Raw genomic sequence first — 18,785 nt, forward strand, 5'->3', positions numbered from 1 at the left:
GTGTTCTAACAACTAGACCCACGTATTCTAACTAATCACTTCATTGGAGACTGAGAATCGCTTATTTGTATGTAATCCAATGTATATTCGTGGAAAGTACGAATATATATGGATTAAAGGTAATGATTAAAATAGAACCGCCAACTTTTTCTTGATACGTGTTCTTGCGTTGTCGACTGCTCTCAGTGAAATTTCCAACTGAAGAGCGATTTCTTTGTACGATAGATTTTCACACGATAATCCCAGAAATACACCCTTTTCAAGAGAAGTTAGTCGACGGAAGAAGGCTTGAAACTGAACTCGTACCTCTTGATTTTCTATTTCCTGTAGTATGATATCTTCAGGCGTTTTGTCTTTAGATGGAGTTACATCATAATACGATGTATAGAAACAAGCATTTAAACATGGTTCATCTAGGGAATTGCAGGTAGAAAGTATCTGCTGTTTCTTTCGTGTTTCCCGTTTCACGGCGTTGATTATTGCAGTTTTCACATGCAGTTTAGCATAAACAATAAAAGGGACTTTCCGCTCAAAGTCGTAAAGAGTTAGGGCTTTGTAAAGTCCGAGAGACCCCTCTTGGATTAAGTCGCGCTGGGTTAAACTTGGTGCGAAATATTGTTTTGCAATCGATTTGATATGGCGGAGGTTTATTTCTAGAAGGGTGTTAAAGGCATCCTCATTGCCTTCTTTGAAACTTTTAACCAGGGTCTGGATTCTATTCATTTCCTGGTCATTGCTCTCTTTTGGTGCCTGATCATTCTTTTTTCCAAGTAACATACTCATGTAATATTACCACCTGTTGAATATATTCTTTCCAAGATGTGAAGTTGAGACACATTTGATAAAGTGTCATACGACGACAAGGTCATGTCATGAGATAGATCAGTCCCTTTTTTATCATAAAAATCACCATGTATGTATGGTTGCTAACTCCTGCGCAGTGTATAGAAATAGTGCAAAGCGTTCACAGTTTATGACAGTTCTCAGACCACAGCTATACAAGACTTCTTATAAAAGTACTAGATTACAGCTCCATCAACTCCATCAAGATGCTCTTGGACTAAGCGCTAAAAGTAATTTCTTGCATGTTCTTCGTACTCTTGTATGTGCTCTAATGCAACGACTAAAACATTCCCTATTCGAGTTTCATTTTAGGTGGAGGTTCTTACCGCGTTCTAACAACGTAGACGCATTTCTAACTAAATCATTTCAAGCAAGAATGAGAATTAACTTTTAACCGCTTTACTCCACTATCTATCATTGGTGAATTATAATTTTGTTCAATGACTTTACTTTTTCTGAAACTAATCCAATACAATAAGACTCAAATTATAGCTGGTATCACTAGCGTTGCATAAACTCTCCGCTAGTAATTAGTCAGAATATTAAGAACATGGCTCTGCGTCTGAAATCCAAACAGTCGATCGGCTCTTAGAGGTAGCTTCGTCCATTTGGAAATTTTATGTATTCCTGTTCACGTGTGTAAGCTTGGTATCGGATCGCGCAACCTTATGAGGTTGCTCTTGGTCTTCGTCCGGCTGAAGTTCTGCTCGGCCTTCGTTTCATCCGTGCAAGCCACTCCGCATATGGTTGCCACAGCAACTTGTGCAGCCAACGTGAAATCTCAAGTAGGCTGTGGTCAACCTTCGTCTCAAGTTTGACAAGCACATGCAAGCAAAAGGCGATGAGCGCAATCCAGATTTGGTTGTGTACAGCTCGCTCACTCGTGCCATAGAACCGCTTTATCCGAAGATGCTGTTTCATCCATTTGAAGAATGTCTCAATGGCCCAGCGATTGCGGTACATTTCACCGATTTCGTCGCCTGTCAGATCGAATCGGTTGGTCACCAAAAAGAGTAGGTTACCTTCCGAATCCTCAGTTTGAATCATGCGAAGCTCATGTTTAACGCGCTTCTGCGGTGATCCAATTCGCACAATCTCATCAGCCAAAATCTTGCTGTCTGGCGGAATCGCATTCGACATTAGCGGTTCGATGACCGCGTTATTTTTCAGCCGCGTCACAAAGAAAATTCCATCCTTGCAATACCGATCAAACGCATCGTAATTCACATAACCGCGGTCAAATATGTACGTTGCACCAGGTTCATCCATGAGCCATCCATTTGTGCCCGATCGTTCTTCTTTGCTTCTGTAATTGTCGCTCTCTCGGGTAGGACCTCGTTTTCACCGACGAAAGCGAGTCGCAAAAGCAGCTTAATTCCGGCCTTTGACTTGCGAAACGCCGCCCACTTGTAGGTGTTCAAGCAAAGGGAGACGGTACTCGAATCGATGATCTTCATGTTTTTACGATGGTTGGCAGGCGCATGTCGCATCAGCATTTGCTTCACCAAGCGCTCGAAAACTTGTTTAAGGAGTTCCGAGTCCACTTGATTATGCTTACGACTCAGCTGCGACGCAGAAATAGAGGATAATCCAAGTTCCTTCTGAAAAGCACGGCTCAGCATATGATTGGCGATGTCACGAAGGCCATCACAATTGTGTAATTGCGCATGTAAGAACAGCTTGAAGTACGCTGTCGTTGTCAGTTTCTTGACGCATTTGTCTTGGCCCGATTGTGCAATTTGATCTGTGACACGTTTTTGTACATATTGGCGAAAGCCATTTACCAAACGATGAAAATAGCGTATTCTTGTCCATGCGATGATCCTTTTTAGTGGATTTGGACAGGTCTACCTTCCATTCCGTTCTAAAGGATTTTTTTATGCTCATTCGGCATAAATATTGAAAATTGTGAAAATTACATATACATTAATGCAACGCCAGTGAGCTGGTATAAATAATTGAATTTATTGGCAACGGGGTACACACACGTTACAAGTTGTGATCTTCTTCAGCAATAGCGGAAGTCACTTTGTTCTCGATTTAATTTATTCATCTTCGTTGAGGCTGTACCATGCACACCAATAGTGCCGCGACCAAAGGCGGCGGCATGACAAAGCTGAGAAGAAATGAACGTCTCGTCTCGCCTCGCCTCTCCCCTCCCCCCATTTCTCTTCAAACGCAGAAGGACCCTATTCTCGATATTTGCAAGCAAAACAAGCAGTGTACGGATTCCAGTCAATCATATTTTTTAATAAATCTACTTTTATTCGGCAAGCTAAACAAGCCAGATTATGCATAGTGATTGTTTATGTTTTCTGCTCGTAATTGTAGCTTTCCCTAGACGAAAACAGGACGAAGCATGGTATTATCAGCTTCGTCCCATTTTAAGATTACTTAATTAATGGATTGCTTTCGCAGTTTTTGCAATCTTCTCGGAGTCATCTAAAGTTATCTGTTTGGCATCGAACCGGAGATCGTATATTACCTGCGATTCCTTCAAGAAATAATAATAATGGATTTCTTCTCTCTCTCCTTCATTTCCACTAGCCTCGATCTTCAAATGCGCACGTACCGTTGGAACAGGGAAGCCATTCAATGATTCCTTCTTATTGACAATTGCCCCGTTGGGAAGTAACGAGTCAATGGATTTCGAATCGTTATACCCCAGTCCATCTAACCCTCCGACAGGCACCTCATCTTTCTGGAAGCTAAAAGACTCTTCGCCACTTTGCAGCGTCCATTCCGACGGAATTTGTATGACCAGATGAAGCGCACTTACTTCGGCTGTCTTCTCTTCATCAGCCGCCTTGGAGGCATCTTTTAAATTTAGAGCCAATCCTGAATTAACGGACCTGTCTGCTTTCATCTCCTGATTTCTTTGATTCTCCTGTATCTCTTGAGCTGATGAACAACTTGTTGCAAATATAACGACAGCCAGACCTAGACTTAAGCCGAACAAGTATTTTAGTTTCAATGGATCCAACTCCTAATGATAATCGATTGTTAACTCTTGCAATGAGAAATGAATACCGGATTCTTCATTGACATTCCGTGTAAATACCAAATTCTTACCATTCGGAGACCAAGCCGGGTGCCCATCCGAGGTCTCTCCGCTTACGGCAAATGCAGCATGAAGATCCTCTCGGCTGTCTGCTTCAGTGAGAAGCTCTTTCATTAACCTAACGGGATATGCACTGTGTGTCAGTTGGGTTTCAGTTCCGCTCTCGATATTAATCGCCCAAAGCTCTTGATATTGAAATTCAGCTGAATAAGCAGCACGCTCTTGCTTCTTGTTCAGTACTTGATGTTCCACTCGTGTCTTCACATAAGCAACGAATGGTCCTGCCGGTGACCATGCGGGCATTTGTCCATCCACCAGCTTTCTTTGCGTATGATCGGACAGATTCATGATCCAGATTTGCGGCGAAACAGAGCCTTCATCCAAGGTGTAGCTAATCTTCTTCCCATCTGGGGACCAAGTAGGCTGGCTCCCCTTCGTACTGACTCCTAACTCCGTACCGTCTGTATTTACGATGTGTATAGTTCGTTCGTACATAACACCTGTCTCATCAGATAATCGCGCGCGAACAGCTGTAAATGCAATCCGCTTTCCATCCGGTGACCATACTGGAGCTTCAAATGCAGTGTCGGCGTTTGAAGGAAGAGCCACTAACCTTGACCCAGATCCATTACGGTTAACAACCCAAATCCCTGGTACGGAGGTTCTACGTAATGCTTGATTGTAACCTGAAAATGCTATCATTTTGCCGTCCGGAGACCATGCCGCATCCCTCATATAAGGGAAAGACAGAGAAAGTTTCATCGACTGACCCGATGTACGATCCCATAAAAAAATTTCATCTTCTACCCCGTAGCTAATATTTTGATCACTGCCTGCATATCTGGGCGACATTGCTTGTTTAACACCAAGACTAAGGAGTTGTCCTTGACTACTAACGCTAAGTTCCGAAGCATTGACGTCAGACCGCCCCAAGATAGGTGTAAAGATTAACCCTATTACCAGGAGCAGCGCGGCGGCAGCCGTTATCCAACTGAAACGTTTGAGTAAGAATAGCCTCGCCTTCACCTTATTCCCTTTGGTAGCATAGGTGATCTGCTCCCAGCCCTTATAGGCAAATTCATTTGAAGGCTCTTGATAAATGCGAGCTGCTCCTCTCAATTTCCTCACGGTTTCAATCATCGCCTCAAGCTCCGGATTCATCTCGAACTCTTCCCTTTTGTCCGATCCATTCTCTAAATGATCAATCAAACGTGATAGAACTTCTTCCCTATTCAGTCCCATGGCCTGGTTCTCCTTCCTCATTGTTAATGCCGAGCTTCTTCTGAATCATGCGTATGGCTCTAAATTGCATGGTTTTTACAGATGATTCTGCCTTTCCGGTTATCTCCGCCGTTTCTTTGACTGAGTAGCCCTGGATAACGCGCAGAACAACAATCATACGCTGCTCATCGTTCAAAGCTTTTAAAGCTTGACGAATTAGCTCATCACGGATAACCATTTGCTCTGGGTCATACATTCCTTTGTCTGCGAGAATCTCTTCAAAAATAGGTAAGGATTGCCCTTGCTTCCTCATTTTACGCCAACGATCAATGATAAGCCGTAGAGCTGTTCGCTTAAGCACCGCGACAACGTTCGACGATTCGTAGTTTCGTTTGCTCCGCATAAGACGGATGAAAGTCTCTTGTGTTAGATCCTCCGCTTCCTGCCTTCCACTACTCATTTTAAAATAAATAAAATTGTATAGCTCCTTCCAATGATCTTTCCATAGCTTTTCCCAATCCATTCATGTACCTCCGTAAATAAGAGCCGGCTCTACCGTTAATAACGAAAGATATGAGGATTCGTTACTTGCTAGGTAAAAAATCAACTTTTTACAAGTGAAGTCAATGAGCCATATAGTTCGTAACTTGCTTTGGAATGCTGCTTCCAATGATAACTATCAGCTGTACGTGTAGAGGATGCAAGAAATATTTATTTTGTAAGCGTCAAATAGCCCACACCTTTAAGGAGTGGGCTATACGCTTACGCTTTTCTAGTTACCTCTTGGTATGAATTGTTGTACCCAGCTTCCGAAACCTTTTCCATTGCGAGTCTGAATTAATACAGTGCCTTTCCCTTTAAATCGGCAAACGGCTAACTCACCAGAAGTAAAGGTAGAAAACCATCCTTTTGAAGCTTTCTCGACTTTATAATTCATATAACTAGGCCATGCGACAAGATGCTGACTATCAATAACAACTTCTTCATGATCAGAAAGACTGATGGCGTGGATTGCTCCAAAGGAAGAAATGAATACCGTCCCTTTGCCACTTACCTCAAGGATAAAGAAACCTTCACCTGAAAAAAGAGACTTAGAAATATTTTGAATTTTTGTTGATACTTTAATTCCCATGGTTGCAGCCAGGAACCCATTCTTTTGGACCAAAAGTGTATACGAGCCATCAAGTTCAACTGCTTGAACATCACCAACAGAATTTGGGGCAAGGAGTACTTCTCCCTGGCATTCACTAGCAAGCAACTCCTGGAAAAAGAATTTTTCCCCACTCAGTAGACGGCCAAAACCACGAAGTATTCCCCCGTCCAAAGTACCTTTTAACTCAACTTTGGGACTCATTGAGATCATCGCATTCATTTCAGCTTTTATCGCTTCGTCTCTTTCCAACTTTACTTTTACAAGAGGGAACGTATTGCCATATAAGATCTCATACTTCACGTTAAGCTATTTCTCCTTCTCATTTAAACCCTTCATACCTAGCCTGACGAATTGTATTACTATTAATCACAAGCAACAGATTAACCCTCTAGCATGCACAATTATATGCTATTATCTTCATTTGGTAAATAACTTGTGCCTGTTTACATAAAGATGTTCAAAAGTGTGTGGCGGAATGCCAACCAGAAAAATATTCAAAAAAAGCTTGCACCACCACCAATCTATAAAGGTAAGGGGGTTCATTACCGTTTCAAAGAAGGGGGCAACACTCATCCCGGGATATACAGGTTCGTCCCTTCTACGTCTACCCTTGATTTTTTGGAATTGCAGGAGAATTATCAATTTCTAAAACACATTTGATGTAATCAAGAAAAGCACTCAAAGTACTGCTAACAAAAGAGTCTCGACGGATTATGAACTCTGTTGTAAGATTATAGTTTAAGGAATCAAGAGCAAAGATATGCATTTTTCTGCTATTTTCATTTTTCTTTATGATTATTTTAGGTAAAAGTGAGATTCCTAGCCCAGCTTCCACTCCGCCAATGATTGCTTCAACAGTCCCCATCACAATAAAGTGTGGTCTTGTTTGGGTTTTATCACGCATCCACTGTTCCATGATTTCTTTGTATATACAATTCATATCCAGTACCAGAATCGGTCTTGTGGTAATTTCTTCTATATCGAAATTTCCTTCTGCCGCAACAATGACTAATTCATCGTTGAAGCACGGAATTGATTGAAGATCGGGATGAACACAAAGATGACTTATGAAGGCTCCATCAAGATCATAGTCTAGGACTTTTTTTATTAATGTTTGTGTATCCCCTGTCGTAACAGACAAGATGACACCCGGGTATTGTTTGTAAAACGAAGTAAACAATTTAGGTAAGTGGATCGAGGCAATTGTCTGCGAAGAGCCAATCATAAGAGGACCGATGGGTTCAAGGGTAGCGGAAAGTGCTTGGGTTGCTTCTTCCAGCAGACCAACAATTCTATCTGCATATGAAAGAAGGATTTTGCCAGTGGAAGTAAGCTTCATGCCTCTGTTGTGCCTAAAGAAGAGTGTAGTCCCAAGTTCAGATTCTAACCGTTTGATTCGGGCAGTAACATTTGATTGTACAAAACCGAGCCGTGCAGCAGCTTGTGTGATTGAGCCCTCTCGAGCAACTATTCGAAATATACGTAAGTCAGAACTATCCAACAATGATCCCCCCGTTGATATCATTATTTATGATATGAACTATAGTTAACAATCATTATACATAAAAACAGAATCTCATTACAATATTAATAGAGACATCAGACAATCGGAGGAGACAACCATGAAGAATAATTTTCAATATTTAGGATTAGTCCTTTTGGCAACAATGTTAATGGGCATTGCGTTCCCAATTGGAAAATTAGGCCTTTTGTACGCCCCCCCATTTTTTCTAATGGGTATCCGTTATATAATGGCTGGCGGTATACTTGCGTTGATTGTAAAAAGAAAACCATTGCCTAAAAGCCTAAAACAGTGGATACAAGTGTTTATTATAGGATTGCTCCAATCTGCTGGAGTCATGGGTTGTGTGTATTATAGCATGCAGTGGATTAGCTCTAGTGAGTCAGCAATTCTAACCTTTATGAGCCCACTCCTAGTTATCATTTTAAGCACCATACTTTTAGGGAATCATTACCGGTTTCAGGTATGGATAGGAGTATGCTTCGGTTTTGTTGGGGTCTTCCTTACTTTCGGTTTTAACATGAATATTTCGACAGGCACAATAATTGGTTTCATGGGGGCAGTTTGTTTTGCATTGTCAACTATACTTGTTAAGAGATGGGGTCAGGTATTTGAAATGCAAGTTCTGACAGCATATCAAATGCTTTCAGGTGGAATCGTACTAATTATCTTAAGTTTACTCCTAGAGCATTCATATTTTATTTTTTCACTAAATTCCGTTTTTATTCTTTTGTTTCTAGTTATCCTGTGTTCAATTGTCCAATTTTCTGTCTGGTTCTATTTACTTCAAAAAGGCGATCCAGGAAAAACCAGCTCTTTCCTATTCCTTGCTCCGTTCTTTGGCGTAATCTCCAGTTGGTTATTGCTTGGCGAACAACTGAAATGGTATGTGGGGCTTGGGGGAGTTTTTATTGGAACTGGGGTATTTTTAGTCAATTGGAAAGTCACGCAAAAACAAAGTTCTAATTAAATTCTGATTAACTTTGATTCTAGACTTTAATTAGCCACATCGAACTAATTGTGCGACAATAATGCATTCTTAATCGAGGTGTTCAACGTGATGAACAAATAGGACTGAGATTTTATATTGCTCACCATACGACTTATCCAAGATGAAGCGAAGACGGTGGCCATACATGAAGAATACCTTGTACCGATAGGCAGCTAAGTTTAATGCAGATGGTACTAATTCGTTCCCATGCAATAATGGTACAGCTAAAGTCTAGTGACAAAGCTATGCGTGATCTCCAGAGACGACTCCGTGATCTCGAGCAGGAGAATGAAATTTTGAAAAAGCCATACACGACTTCGTGAAATGGAATTATTCCATTCAAGTAAACACTCAAAAACATTAGCGCGGAGGGTGTTGGTTAAATATGGATTATGCGTTTTAGGGCAATCCCTTCTTTAAGATGGCGTAAATGTGATACAACAGCTTGTTGGAGTAAGCAATCACCGTCACCTTGTAGGGCTTGCCCTCTTGTCTTTTCTTGTCGTAGTACGTGACCTCGTATTTCTTTCATAATACATAGGAATGCAGTCCTCATAATAGGAATGATGCTTTTTTGTTGAATTGGGGGCTCAACCCCCTAAAAGTAATGCCTGCATAGTTTTCTCCGTCGTTCTCCCCGTAATTGTGCATAAATCTGCGTTGTTAACTTGATAGCTGTCCCACTTTCTTTGGTCTCCGCACCAATTCTCCTCCACAATTCGGACATACATGATTCATACTCTCTGTACACGCCTCACAAAAAGTACATTCATGTGTGCAAATATATGCAATTGAGTGATAATGAAGTTCCTTTGAACACTTCTCACAGCGATTTCTCATCTCCAGGGCCATTATGGCTTTCTCCTTTAATCCTCTTCAATTTGATCTTTCCGACAGTTAACACTCTTGAAACTTGAACAAGCTTACAAAAGGCACAATATCATCAGAAGCTGAGTGCAGCGTAACTAACGGAAGGAAGCAGTTCGTCCCATCCAAGTCGAATACGAATTTCATTTTTGATTCCTCCCTCAGTTTTTCTCATTATAACAAAACAGTTTCAGCTGCGTAACTATGAGAAAAACGAGGTCGTGCTAAACCAAGGAGATAAGTTGGAGGGCATTTACTTTCAAGTGGAGGGCCCGACTGAATCCAGAGTTAATAAACGCCCCCTAAATTAGAATCATGTGCTTTCAATTGGCTGCTCAGCAGAGCGCAAGGATCAGGATCTGAGTCGGATCGTAGAAAGGGAAATATAATACAATACAGTCATCGCAAAGTAAAAAACCGCCGCAGCACGGCACCCAAGGGCAGTGATATGCTCGCCCAATCACGCCATGCTGCAGCTGCCTAAATGGATTTCGTTATTTCCGATTTCGTTAATGAGTTGCGCTTCCTACAACTGCTCTTACTTCCGAAGCATGCCGCAGCTCTTCATCAAGCTCAGCGGCATACCCCAATTGCCGCTCCTCACTCCAGCCAAGTCGCTCAGCCATAGCTGCAATGACCCCCCGTTTCCACCGACGAACATCTGCGATGCGGAAGAACAAATTACCCGTACGGCGGATGAAGAAGTCGACCGGACGGACGGTCATCTCTGAGTCGATCGCATATCGGAGCTGAATAGCTAACGACAGCGGCAACCCATGTGCATCTGCCCATGCTTGCGTTTCCTTTGCCAACGCGAATAGATGCTCCGCGTTCGAGCCGTATCTCTCTGCAATGAATCGCGCATCGGATTCTGATAGTCCATCTCTAAGCATTCCCAAAGTCGTCTGAACATTGACAAAAGCTTGGAAGTTCGCCGAGCCGCCGACATCGCCGCCTGAGATCTTCATATCCTGCGTCCGGCTGCTGCCGATTCCCTGTGCTTTGCCCTCACCCTCAGCGCGCATCAGCTCCACCGCTTTGTCTACGACGGTCTCCGCCATCTTGCGGTAACCGGTTAACTTGCCTCCGGCGATGGAGATCAAACCCGAACGAGAGACGAAGATTTCGTCGCGGCGAGAGATTTCCGAAGGTGATTTCCCTTCCTGTTGAATGAGCGGGCGAAGTCCCGCCCAGCTCGATTCTACGTCATCGGCGCGGAGTGACAACTCCGGGAACATGAGGTTAACTGCGCGCAGCAAATAATCGCGATCCTCCTCCGTAACGCGAGGGTTCGCTGTATCGCTAGTATAATTCGTGTCCGTCGTCCCGAAATAAGTCTTACCTTCACGCGGAATCGCGAATACCATCCGTCCATCCGGCGTATCGAAGTAAATGGCTTGCCGCAGCGGGAAGCGGCCGCCGTCAAACACCAGATGAACGCCTTTGGTCAGCCGAAGCGTCTTGCCTTCCTTGGATTGATCCATCTCGCGCACATCATCCACCCAAGGTCCGGTTGCATTGACGACCTTCGTTGCGGTTAATTCGTAGTTGCGACCACTAACCCGATCATGCACCACTGCGCCAATCAGCTTGCCTTCTTTATCATAACGAAGCGTCTCCACCTTCGCATAATTGACCGCTAATGCACCTTCCGCTGCCGCCTGCTTCATGACTTCTATCGTGAGGCGGGCGTCGTCCGTCCGATACTCCACATAATAGCCGCCGCCTCTTAAACCCTTTTTCTTCAGGAGCGGTTCCTTGGCTAAGGTTTCCGCATCGCTAAGCATCTTCCTGCGCTCGCCGCGTTTCACGCCGGCTAGAAAGTCATACACGCGAAGACCGATGCTCGTGGACAAGGGACCAAACGTACCACCCTTGTACATCGGCAGCAGCATCCATTCCGGCGTTGTTACATGCGGCCCGTTCTCATAAACAATCGCCCGCTCCTTGCCGACCTCTGCTACGACGCCGATCTCGAACTGCTTCAAGTAGCGCAGCCCGCCGTGAACGAGCTTGGTCGAACGGCTGGACGTTCCCGCCGCGAAATCCTGCATCTCTACTTGTCCTGTACGCAATCCGCGCGAGGCCGCATCCAATGCGATGCCTGCCCCCGTGATTCCGCCGCCGATAATCAGGAGGTCAAGCGGCTCCTGTTCCATCTCTGCAAGCAACGCCGAGCGCGCCTCTGCCGAGAACTCGCGCGTTCTTATTTGTGTTAAACTCATGCTGCAACCCCCTCCGTTAAAATGCCATCGCGGCCCGAACTGCTTTTTGCCAGCCTGCATATAATTCGCTTCGTACATCCTCCGTCATGGTCGGCTCGAATTTGCGCTCAACATGGCGCATGGAACGAATGGCCGCTTTATCCTTCCAGAAGCCTACAGCCAATCCGGCCAGGAAAGCAGCGCCTAGAGCGGTCGCCTCCCGCTCGTCTGGCCGTTCAACAGGTACGCCAAGCACATCGCTCTGGAACTGCATGAGCAGATCATTGCTAACCGCGCCGCCGTCAACCGCCAAGCGATGCACCGTAATACCCGAATCTGCTTCCATTACCGATAGCACATCTCGTGTCTGATAGGCTAATGATTCGAGCACAGCCCGCACAATATGCGACTTCGTCGTACCGCGCGTTATTCCAAACATAGCGCCGCGAACATAGCTCATCCAATACGGTGTTCCGAGTCCGACAAAGGCTGGCACGACATACACGCCTTCCGAGCTCTCGGTCTGAGCTGCGATTTCCTCAGACTCCGATGCGGAGCCAATCATCTGAAGCCCGTCTCGCAGCCACTGAATCGCCGCGCCGGCAACGAAGACGCTGCCTTCAAGCGCATATTCCAGCTGCCCTTCGATCTCCCAGGCGATCGTCGTTAGCAGTCCATTGATGGATCGCTTGGCATGCTGCCCGGTATTCATCAGCATGAAACAGCCGGTTCCGTACGTATTCTTGGCTTCCCCTTCACGGAAGCAGGCTTGCCCGAACAGCGCTGCCTGCTGATCTCCGACGGCACTGGCAATCGCCATCGGTCCGCCGAATAGCTCGGGCTGCGTATACCCGTAAACTTCTGAAGTCGCACGAACTTCAGGCAGCATCGATGCCGGAACACCAAGCATCTCCAGCAGCTGCTCATCCCACTGCCGTTCATGAATATTTAACATCAGTGTCCGCGAGGCATTCGAAACATCAGTCACGTGCAATTGCCCGCCGGTCAGCTGCCAAATCAACCATGTATCTATCGTGCCAAACAGTAGATCCCCGGCTTCTGCCAACTCCCGCGCACCTGCTACATGCTCCAATAGCCACGCAACCTTTGTGCCAGAGAAATACGGATCGATTAACAGCCCTGTCCGTTCACGAATACCTTCTGCATAGCCGAGTGATCTCAACCGTTCACACACATCAGCCGATTGACGGGATTGCCAGACGACAGCGGGATGAATAGGCTCGCCTGTATGACGATTCCATACTACAGTCGTCTCCCGTTGGTTCGTAATGCCAATCCCGGCCACCTGCTCACTGCTTATTCCATGTTCTTTCAACACGTTCCTGATCACATGGGTTGCAGACGTCCAGATTTGAGCAGCATCCGCCTCGACCCAGCCGGGCTGCGGATAGGACAGTGCCAAATCTTCTCTCGCAATTGCCACAATGCTTCCCGAATGGTCAACAAGCAGTGCCCTTGTACTTGTCGTCCCCTGGTCAAGTGCCAGCATATAGGTACCTACAGTCATCGCCTAACCCTCACGAAGCTCGCATATGGAGCGAGCGTCTTACCTTGGAACTCTCGCGTTTCACCTGTATGGTTCATAATAAACCAGCGCTGTACGCCTTCTCCATCCTCACGAACGACAACCTCGACGCCTTTCTCGCTTTCTACATGCCAGATGCCCTCGCTCGAGATAATGGAACTCGCCAGCTCATCCATGACATTCTCACCGATGCCTCCGCCGATATAATAAACCGAGCCCTTTCCATAACGATTACGCGTCAGCGCAGGCAGCGGGAAATTGTTGTCGTCATAACGGTACAACGTCTCCGCAGTTGTCGGGGTCAGCATATCACGCCATACTTCACAGGTTGCATGCATGGAGGAATCGCTCTTACTTGACGCGTTCACAGCAACAACCGGCACATGGCGTCCGTTAGGCAGCGCCTCGGATCCATGAATAACAACACCGGCCATTTCTGCCGCATAACCCGGTACTTCAATCCCAAAATGAATATTATTGTTCCGATCACGGATACCCGTACGGAAGGCGAATACAACCGTTCCACCTTCGGCCGCGAATGCCGCAAGCCGTTTGCTAAGCGCTTCATCTACGATCTGCAGCGCAGGCACGAGCAGCACTTTGTAGCCGGACCAATCCCGGGCAGCATCATACGCCGGAATGACGTCAATTCGGCAGTTGTTCGTATGAAACGGCGTATACAGTCTCAGCAATTCTGCTGTAAAATCAAACCCTTCGCTTTGCCGCTGGAACCTCCACGACCAGACATTGTCATAGTCGTACAGCACGGCAATATCGGCGACAATCGGAGCCGCCAACGCCTCGCCATGGGGCTTGATCGTCTCGAATACATGGCGGACTTCCTCGTACTTGGCCCCCCGCCGGTTGTCATGGTCAACAATGCCCATGCAGAACTGCTCCGCTCCGCGCGTCATCGCCCGCCAGCTGAAGTACAGCATATCCGTGCATCCATGGGCGAATGCCTGCATCGACCACATCTTAGCTTGTCCCGGCCGCGGCAGATAACCGATGACATCGTGGCCTTGCGCCCCCATCAGCTCCTCAACGATCCAGAAATTCTGCCCCTTCAAGCCGCGGATGAAATCATGCCCCATCGCAATGGCAGCAGGCGTAATCGGCTCCGCAAGTCCGCCCCATACCGGGTAGTTATCATACGATACGAAGTCGAGCAGCTGTGCCGTCTCCGCATGGTCGTACCACTTCTGGAAGAAGCCGCCCGGCAGGTTATGCGTCACTGTCTGATGATCGCCTTTCGCCTCGCGAACGATAGCAGCCATCCGTGCTGCGAACATGTTCACAGACCACGAACGAAACCGCGCCCAGTCGAGCTGCAGCGCAGGGTTATGTGTCGTTATCGTGCGCAGGGGCATCGGAATTTCATTGAAATCATTATAGGTTTGCCCCCAGAAGATCGTCCCGTACGTCTCATTGAGCAGCGCGATGTCGCCTTCATACTTAAGCTTAAGAAACTGTTGAAACGCCGCGCCGCAAGTCTGGCAATAGCACATGTCGCTGCCCTCGTGACCGAACTCGTTATCGAGCTGCCAGGACACAATAGCCGTTTCATTCGCGTAATGCTCTACCAACCGGCGTGTAATCTCCCCTGCATACCGTTGATAGATGCTCGAGTTATAGCAATATTGCCTGCGACCCCCGAACGCACGAACTAGCCCGTCAGCATCTACTGACAGAATGTCGGGATGCTTCTTCGCCAGCCATGCCGGAAACGTTGCCGTAGGCGTCCCGAACATGATCGACAGTCCTTTTTCCGTAATCCGCTTCACCGCATGGTCGAAGAACGAGAAATCGAACTGCCCCTCCTGCGGCTCCATTTTGTGCCAAGAGAATTCCCCGATCCGAACCATATTCGCGCCCAAACCTACGATACCGTCAATATCTTCATCGAGCAGCTCAATCGGCCAATACTCGGGATAATAATCGACGCCTAAATACATGTTGCTCCACGCTCCTGCCCTGATGTCCTTTTCTCCCAAATCTAAAAAAAATAGGCGATATTCATAAACGAATGAAGATCGCCATCCTATTTATTTCACTGCGGAACCAACCGTCAATGCGTTCTCAACCTGCTCGCTAAAGAGCATGTAGAGCAGCAGCGTAGGCAAGCTGGCAATCGTCATTGCTGCACCCATTGCGCCCCAATCCGTCGTGAACTGCCCTTGGAAGAACAGAAGTCCCAGCGGAAGCGTCTTGAGCGATTCTTTGGAAATGAGCATCATCGCAATCGGGAACTCGTTCCACGCCGCGAGGAATACGAAGATAATCATCGTCGCGATGGACGGGCGAATGATCGGCAGCATAACGCTGAAGAACGTCCGATAGATGGATGCGCCATCGATGCAAGCCGCTTCCTCAAGATCAACCGGAACGCTGCGGAAGAAACCGTAGAAAACAAGCGTCGCGAAAGAAAGGTTAAACGCGATATAAGGCACAATTAGCGTCAAATACGAGTTAGCCAGATGGAAGTCGCGCATCAGAATCGCGAGCGGGATCATGATAACCTGAACTGGTACAAACATACCGATCGTCATGTAGATGCGGGCCGCGCCGCTTAGCCGCCACTTCATTCGCGCAACCGCATAGGCGAACAAGACTGCGAAGGTGAGGCTGAATATAACCGTAACTACGGATACGATAACGCTGTTCGTAAAATACTGCGGCACATTGAAGCTCGTCCATGCCGTCTTGTAATTATCGAAACGGAAGTGCGTCGGAAAGCCGAACGGGTTCGTAACGAAGATTTCGTCGTTATTCTTAAGCGAGTACGCGATCATCCAGAATAGCGGATAGACGGAGAGCAGCGCGTACAGCCAGATGAGGATATTCGAGATGGGATATTTCATTCTTAATGTCTTCACGAGTCATCTGCTCCTTTCCTAGTAGACAATCGGATCGCGCGCGATCAGCTTGTTGATGATGAGCGTGACGATCAAGCATTCGATGACAAGGAAGGCTGCAGAAGCGCTGCCGTAACCGAATTCACCGACACGGAAAGCCGAACGGAACATCATATAAGTCAGTGTGTAGGTTGTCGTTCCTGGGCCGCCGCTTGTCATAATGTACATGTTCGCGAATGCGTTCAAGCCGCCCGTGAAGGCCAGGATCAGACAGAATTTGTAGGTCTCCGCGAGCATCGGCATCGTGATACGAAGGTGCGCTTTCATTTTGCTTGCTCCATCGATACGTGCTGCTTCCATGTAGCTCTCAGGGATCGATTTGACACCGGCAAGCAGCAAGGCGAAGTGGTAACCCATGTACTGCCAAGCATTAACCGCCGCCAGTGCGAAGATAGCCGTATGTCGATCAGTCAGCCAGTCTTGACGATAGGATAAGCCGACAGCTTCGAATAGTTTGTTAATGAGACCGTATTCGCCGTTATACATAGCCAGCCAGAGCTGGCAGACGACCGTAATGGACAATACAACCGGAATGAATACAGTGATACGCACGAACTTGCGACCGCGCATCGCTGCTTCAGAAACAGCGAATGCCAGCAGCGTGCCGATCGTAATCTGAACGATGGCAATGATGACCGCAAACACCGCGCTATTGTAGAGCGAGGTGAAGAAGACATGGTCATGGAATAACCGTTTATAGTTATCCAGGGCAATGAATTTCGCCTCGGACAACCCGTCCCAATCAAACAAGCTCCGATAGAACACTTGAACGACCGGGTAAAATACGACAACCGTATATAAGAGAAGGGCCGGCAAGATGAACAGTAGAATTGCCGTCTTATTGCCCAAGTATTTTCGCATGTCGTCACTTCCTTCGCATATTAAGATCTTGCCTATTTGCATACGAATATCCGCTTGCTTATGTTTACTTGCTGCCAGTTAAGCGCTCATAAAGGAGGAAAACTCACACCGTCGTGAAGCCGGCATGAGTTTTCCAATACTACTCACGATTCGTTAAACGCGTCGATTACTTCGACGAAATTGCAGCATCTACATCGCTGACGAAGTCATCCGGCGAGTATCCGCCTGTCATCAAGCTTTGCGCAGCATCTTCGATCGCTGCTTTGAATTTCGGATTGCTCAGACCCCATGAGAAGGCAGTCGTCTTCATGCTCGGAATATCCTTGCTCAGTTGTTCCATAACCGGCGGGAACTTGTTCACGACAGGCGCATCGACCTTCGTCGCTACCATCGGCGTGCCGCGTTGCGTAAACTTGAACTCCGCATATTTCAAGGAGATGAATGCTGCTACTTTCGCCGCCAGCTCAGGGTCCTTCGTTTGCGGGTTAACTGCATAGCCGCCAGGGCCGCCGCCGCCGCTGAAAGTCAGCTTCGAGCTTTCGTATGCCGCTGCATCCGCCGCCGGCACGTACATGTAGCCGAGCTTTTCGCCAAGCGCTTTCGTCGAAGCGTCGATTTCCCATTGGCCATTCAGGAACATCGCTGCTTTGCCTTCGTGGAACAGCGCCGCTGCTTGGTCGTAGTTCAAGTTCGTTGCGCCTTTTGGCAGCATGCCTGCTTTAACCAATTTCACGATTTCTTCCGCAGCTGTTTTGTACTCAGGATCGCTTGCTTTCGCCTCGCCCTTGTCCAACTTCGTGATACCCGCTGGATCGTTACGGGATGCGAACATGTCGTACAGCGCAACCGTTGGCCATTTTTCTTTTGCAAACAATGCAAGCGGCGTAATGCCCTTCGCATTGAACGCATTTACAGCAGCCATCATTTCATCGTACGTTGTCGGTACTTTGACGTTATTCGCTGCGAACAGCTCTTTGTTATAGAACAGCATCGCGACTTCGTTGCCCGCGTAAGGGAACGCGTAGATGTGACCATCATCCGTCACAAGCGTATTCATTGCGCTTGGCTGAATCTTCGCTTTGAAGTCGTCTGCGTATTTATCAAGTTCAAGGATGTTGCCCGATTTCTTAAACGTGCTGATGATATCAAGTCCTGCTTGGAAAATATCCGGAAGATTGCCTGTAGCCGCATACGTCTTCAGCTTCTGGCCATCATCCTGTGCTTGCACATCCAGCTCCAGCTCTACGTTCGGCATTGCTTTCTTAAGCTCTGCAACCGCATAGTCGTAAGGGCCTTTCGTATCTTCGTCTGCGTATTGCGCATAGATCCGAAGCTTAACCGACTCTGTGCTGCTCGAGTTCGTTGAATCTCCAGCGTTAGCAGCTGCCGCGTTGTTGCCTGCCGCTTGGTTACCTGTGTTTGCTGAATTCTGCTCTTTATTGTCGTTGCTGGATCCACATGCTGCCAGACCCATCACCATTGTTGCTGAAATGAGCGCTAGCGTCCATTTTCTCATGGTGAATGACCTCCCCTTGTGCTGTTGGTGTGCTTTACGTTCCTCATTATAAAATGCATCCCGCGTCCCGATAATGGAAAAAACG

The 18,785-nt window shown here is 46.9% G+C and carries 16 protein-coding genes; 1 reads left to right on the forward strand and 15 read right to left on the reverse strand.

What is annotated here, in order from left to right; all coding sequences use genetic code 11:
- Window positions 1-126 precede the first annotated feature (126 nt).
- The 8 genes from A8990_RS20520 to A8990_RS20550 form a co-directional block, all read right to left on the reverse strand.
- Window positions 127-783 (reverse strand): sigma-70 family RNA polymerase sigma factor, encoded by a 657-nt coding sequence (locus tag A8990_RS20520; protein WP_116190918.1) that lies wholly within the window; start codon window positions 781-783, stop codon window positions 127-129.
- Window positions 784-1,509: 726 nt separating this feature from the next.
- Window positions 1,510-2,112, reverse strand: coding sequence for an IS4 family transposase (locus tag A8990_RS32220; RefSeq protein ID WP_245996123.1), 603 nt, complete (start codon window positions 2,110-2,112; stop codon window positions 1,510-1,512).
- Window positions 2,067-2,630 (reverse strand): DUF4372 domain-containing protein, encoded by a 564-nt coding sequence (locus A8990_RS32225; protein ID WP_245996124.1) that lies wholly within the window; start codon window positions 2,628-2,630, stop codon window positions 2,067-2,069. The genes A8990_RS32220 and A8990_RS32225 overlap by 46 nt, the downstream gene beginning before the upstream one ends.
- A gap of 611 nt (window positions 2,631-3,241) precedes the next feature.
- Window positions 3,242-3,817: a hypothetical protein gene (locus tag A8990_RS20530; protein WP_116190919.1), complete on the reverse strand. Its 576-nt coding sequence runs from the start codon at window positions 3,815-3,817 to the stop codon at window positions 3,242-3,244.
- A gap of 12 nt (window positions 3,818-3,829) precedes the next feature.
- Window positions 3,830-5,146 carry a TolB family protein gene (locus A8990_RS20535; RefSeq protein WP_181909692.1) on the reverse strand — a complete coding sequence of 439 codons (1,317 nt, stop codon included), beginning with the start codon at window positions 5,144-5,146 and terminating at the stop codon, window positions 3,830-3,832.
- Entirely contained in the window at window positions 5,133-5,648 is a 516-nt protein-coding gene (locus A8990_RS20540; protein ID WP_116190921.1) for an RNA polymerase sigma factor, read from the reverse strand. Before A8990_RS20540 ends, A8990_RS20535 begins: the two co-directional genes overlap by 14 nt.
- A gap of 249 nt (window positions 5,649-5,897) precedes the next feature.
- Entirely contained in the window at window positions 5,898-6,578 is a 681-nt protein-coding gene (locus A8990_RS20545; protein WP_116190922.1) for a TIGR00266 family protein, read from the reverse strand.
- A gap of 304 nt (window positions 6,579-6,882) precedes the next feature.
- Window positions 6,883-7,779: a LysR family transcriptional regulator gene (locus A8990_RS20550; RefSeq protein WP_116190923.1), complete on the reverse strand. Its 897-nt coding sequence runs from the start codon at window positions 7,777-7,779 to the stop codon at window positions 6,883-6,885.
- A gap of 121 nt (window positions 7,780-7,900) precedes the next feature.
- On the opposite strand from A8990_RS20550, the gene A8990_RS20555 reads away from it, so the two are divergent.
- Window positions 7,901-8,770, forward strand: a complete 870-nt coding sequence (locus tag A8990_RS20555; RefSeq protein WP_116190924.1) for a DMT family transporter — start codon at window positions 7,901-7,903, stop codon at window positions 8,768-8,770.
- A gap of 684 nt (window positions 8,771-9,454) precedes the next feature.
- Here A8990_RS20555 and A8990_RS20560 read toward each other — a convergent pair.
- From A8990_RS20560 to A8990_RS20590, 7 genes are all read right to left on the reverse strand, one after another.
- On the reverse strand, window positions 9,455-9,643 hold the full coding sequence (locus A8990_RS20560; protein ID WP_116190925.1) for a DUF1272 domain-containing protein: 189 nt from the start codon (window positions 9,641-9,643) through the stop codon (window positions 9,455-9,457).
- 524 nt (window positions 9,644-10,167) lie between these two features.
- Window positions 10,168-11,883, reverse strand: coding sequence for a glycerol-3-phosphate dehydrogenase/oxidase (locus A8990_RS20565; RefSeq protein ID WP_116190926.1), 1,716 nt, complete (start codon window positions 11,881-11,883; stop codon window positions 10,168-10,170).
- A gap of 16 nt (window positions 11,884-11,899) precedes the next feature.
- Window positions 11,900-13,390 carry a glycerol kinase GlpK gene (gene glpK, locus A8990_RS20570; RefSeq protein ID WP_116190927.1) on the reverse strand — a complete coding sequence of 497 codons (1,491 nt, stop codon included), beginning with the start codon at window positions 13,388-13,390 and terminating at the stop codon, window positions 11,900-11,902.
- Window positions 13,387-15,363: a beta-galactosidase gene (locus tag A8990_RS20575; protein WP_116190928.1), complete on the reverse strand. Its 1,977-nt coding sequence runs from the start codon at window positions 15,361-15,363 to the stop codon at window positions 13,387-13,389. Before A8990_RS20575 ends, glpK begins: the two co-directional genes overlap by 4 nt.
- A 90-nt stretch (window positions 15,364-15,453) precedes the next feature.
- Window positions 15,454-16,284, reverse strand: a complete 831-nt coding sequence (locus A8990_RS20580) for a carbohydrate ABC transporter permease (RefSeq protein ID WP_245996125.1) — start codon at window positions 16,282-16,284, stop codon at window positions 15,454-15,456.
- An 18-nt stretch (window positions 16,285-16,302) separates the two neighbouring features.
- The gene (locus A8990_RS20585) at window positions 16,303-17,184 is read right to left on the reverse strand and encodes a carbohydrate ABC transporter permease (protein WP_116190929.1); all 882 of its coding nucleotides are present in this window, start codon (window positions 17,182-17,184) and stop codon (window positions 16,303-16,305) included.
- A 166-nt stretch (window positions 17,185-17,350) separates the two neighbouring features.
- On the reverse strand, window positions 17,351-18,700 hold the full coding sequence (locus A8990_RS20590; RefSeq protein WP_116190930.1) for an ABC transporter substrate-binding protein: 1,350 nt from the start codon (window positions 18,698-18,700) through the stop codon (window positions 17,351-17,353).
- Window positions 18,701-18,785: the final 85 nt, after the last annotated feature.

This window comes from Paenibacillus taihuensis, from assembly GCF_003386535.1.
GTDB lineage: Bacteria > Bacillota > Bacilli > Paenibacillales > Paenibacillaceae > Paenibacillus_Z > Paenibacillus_Z taihuensis.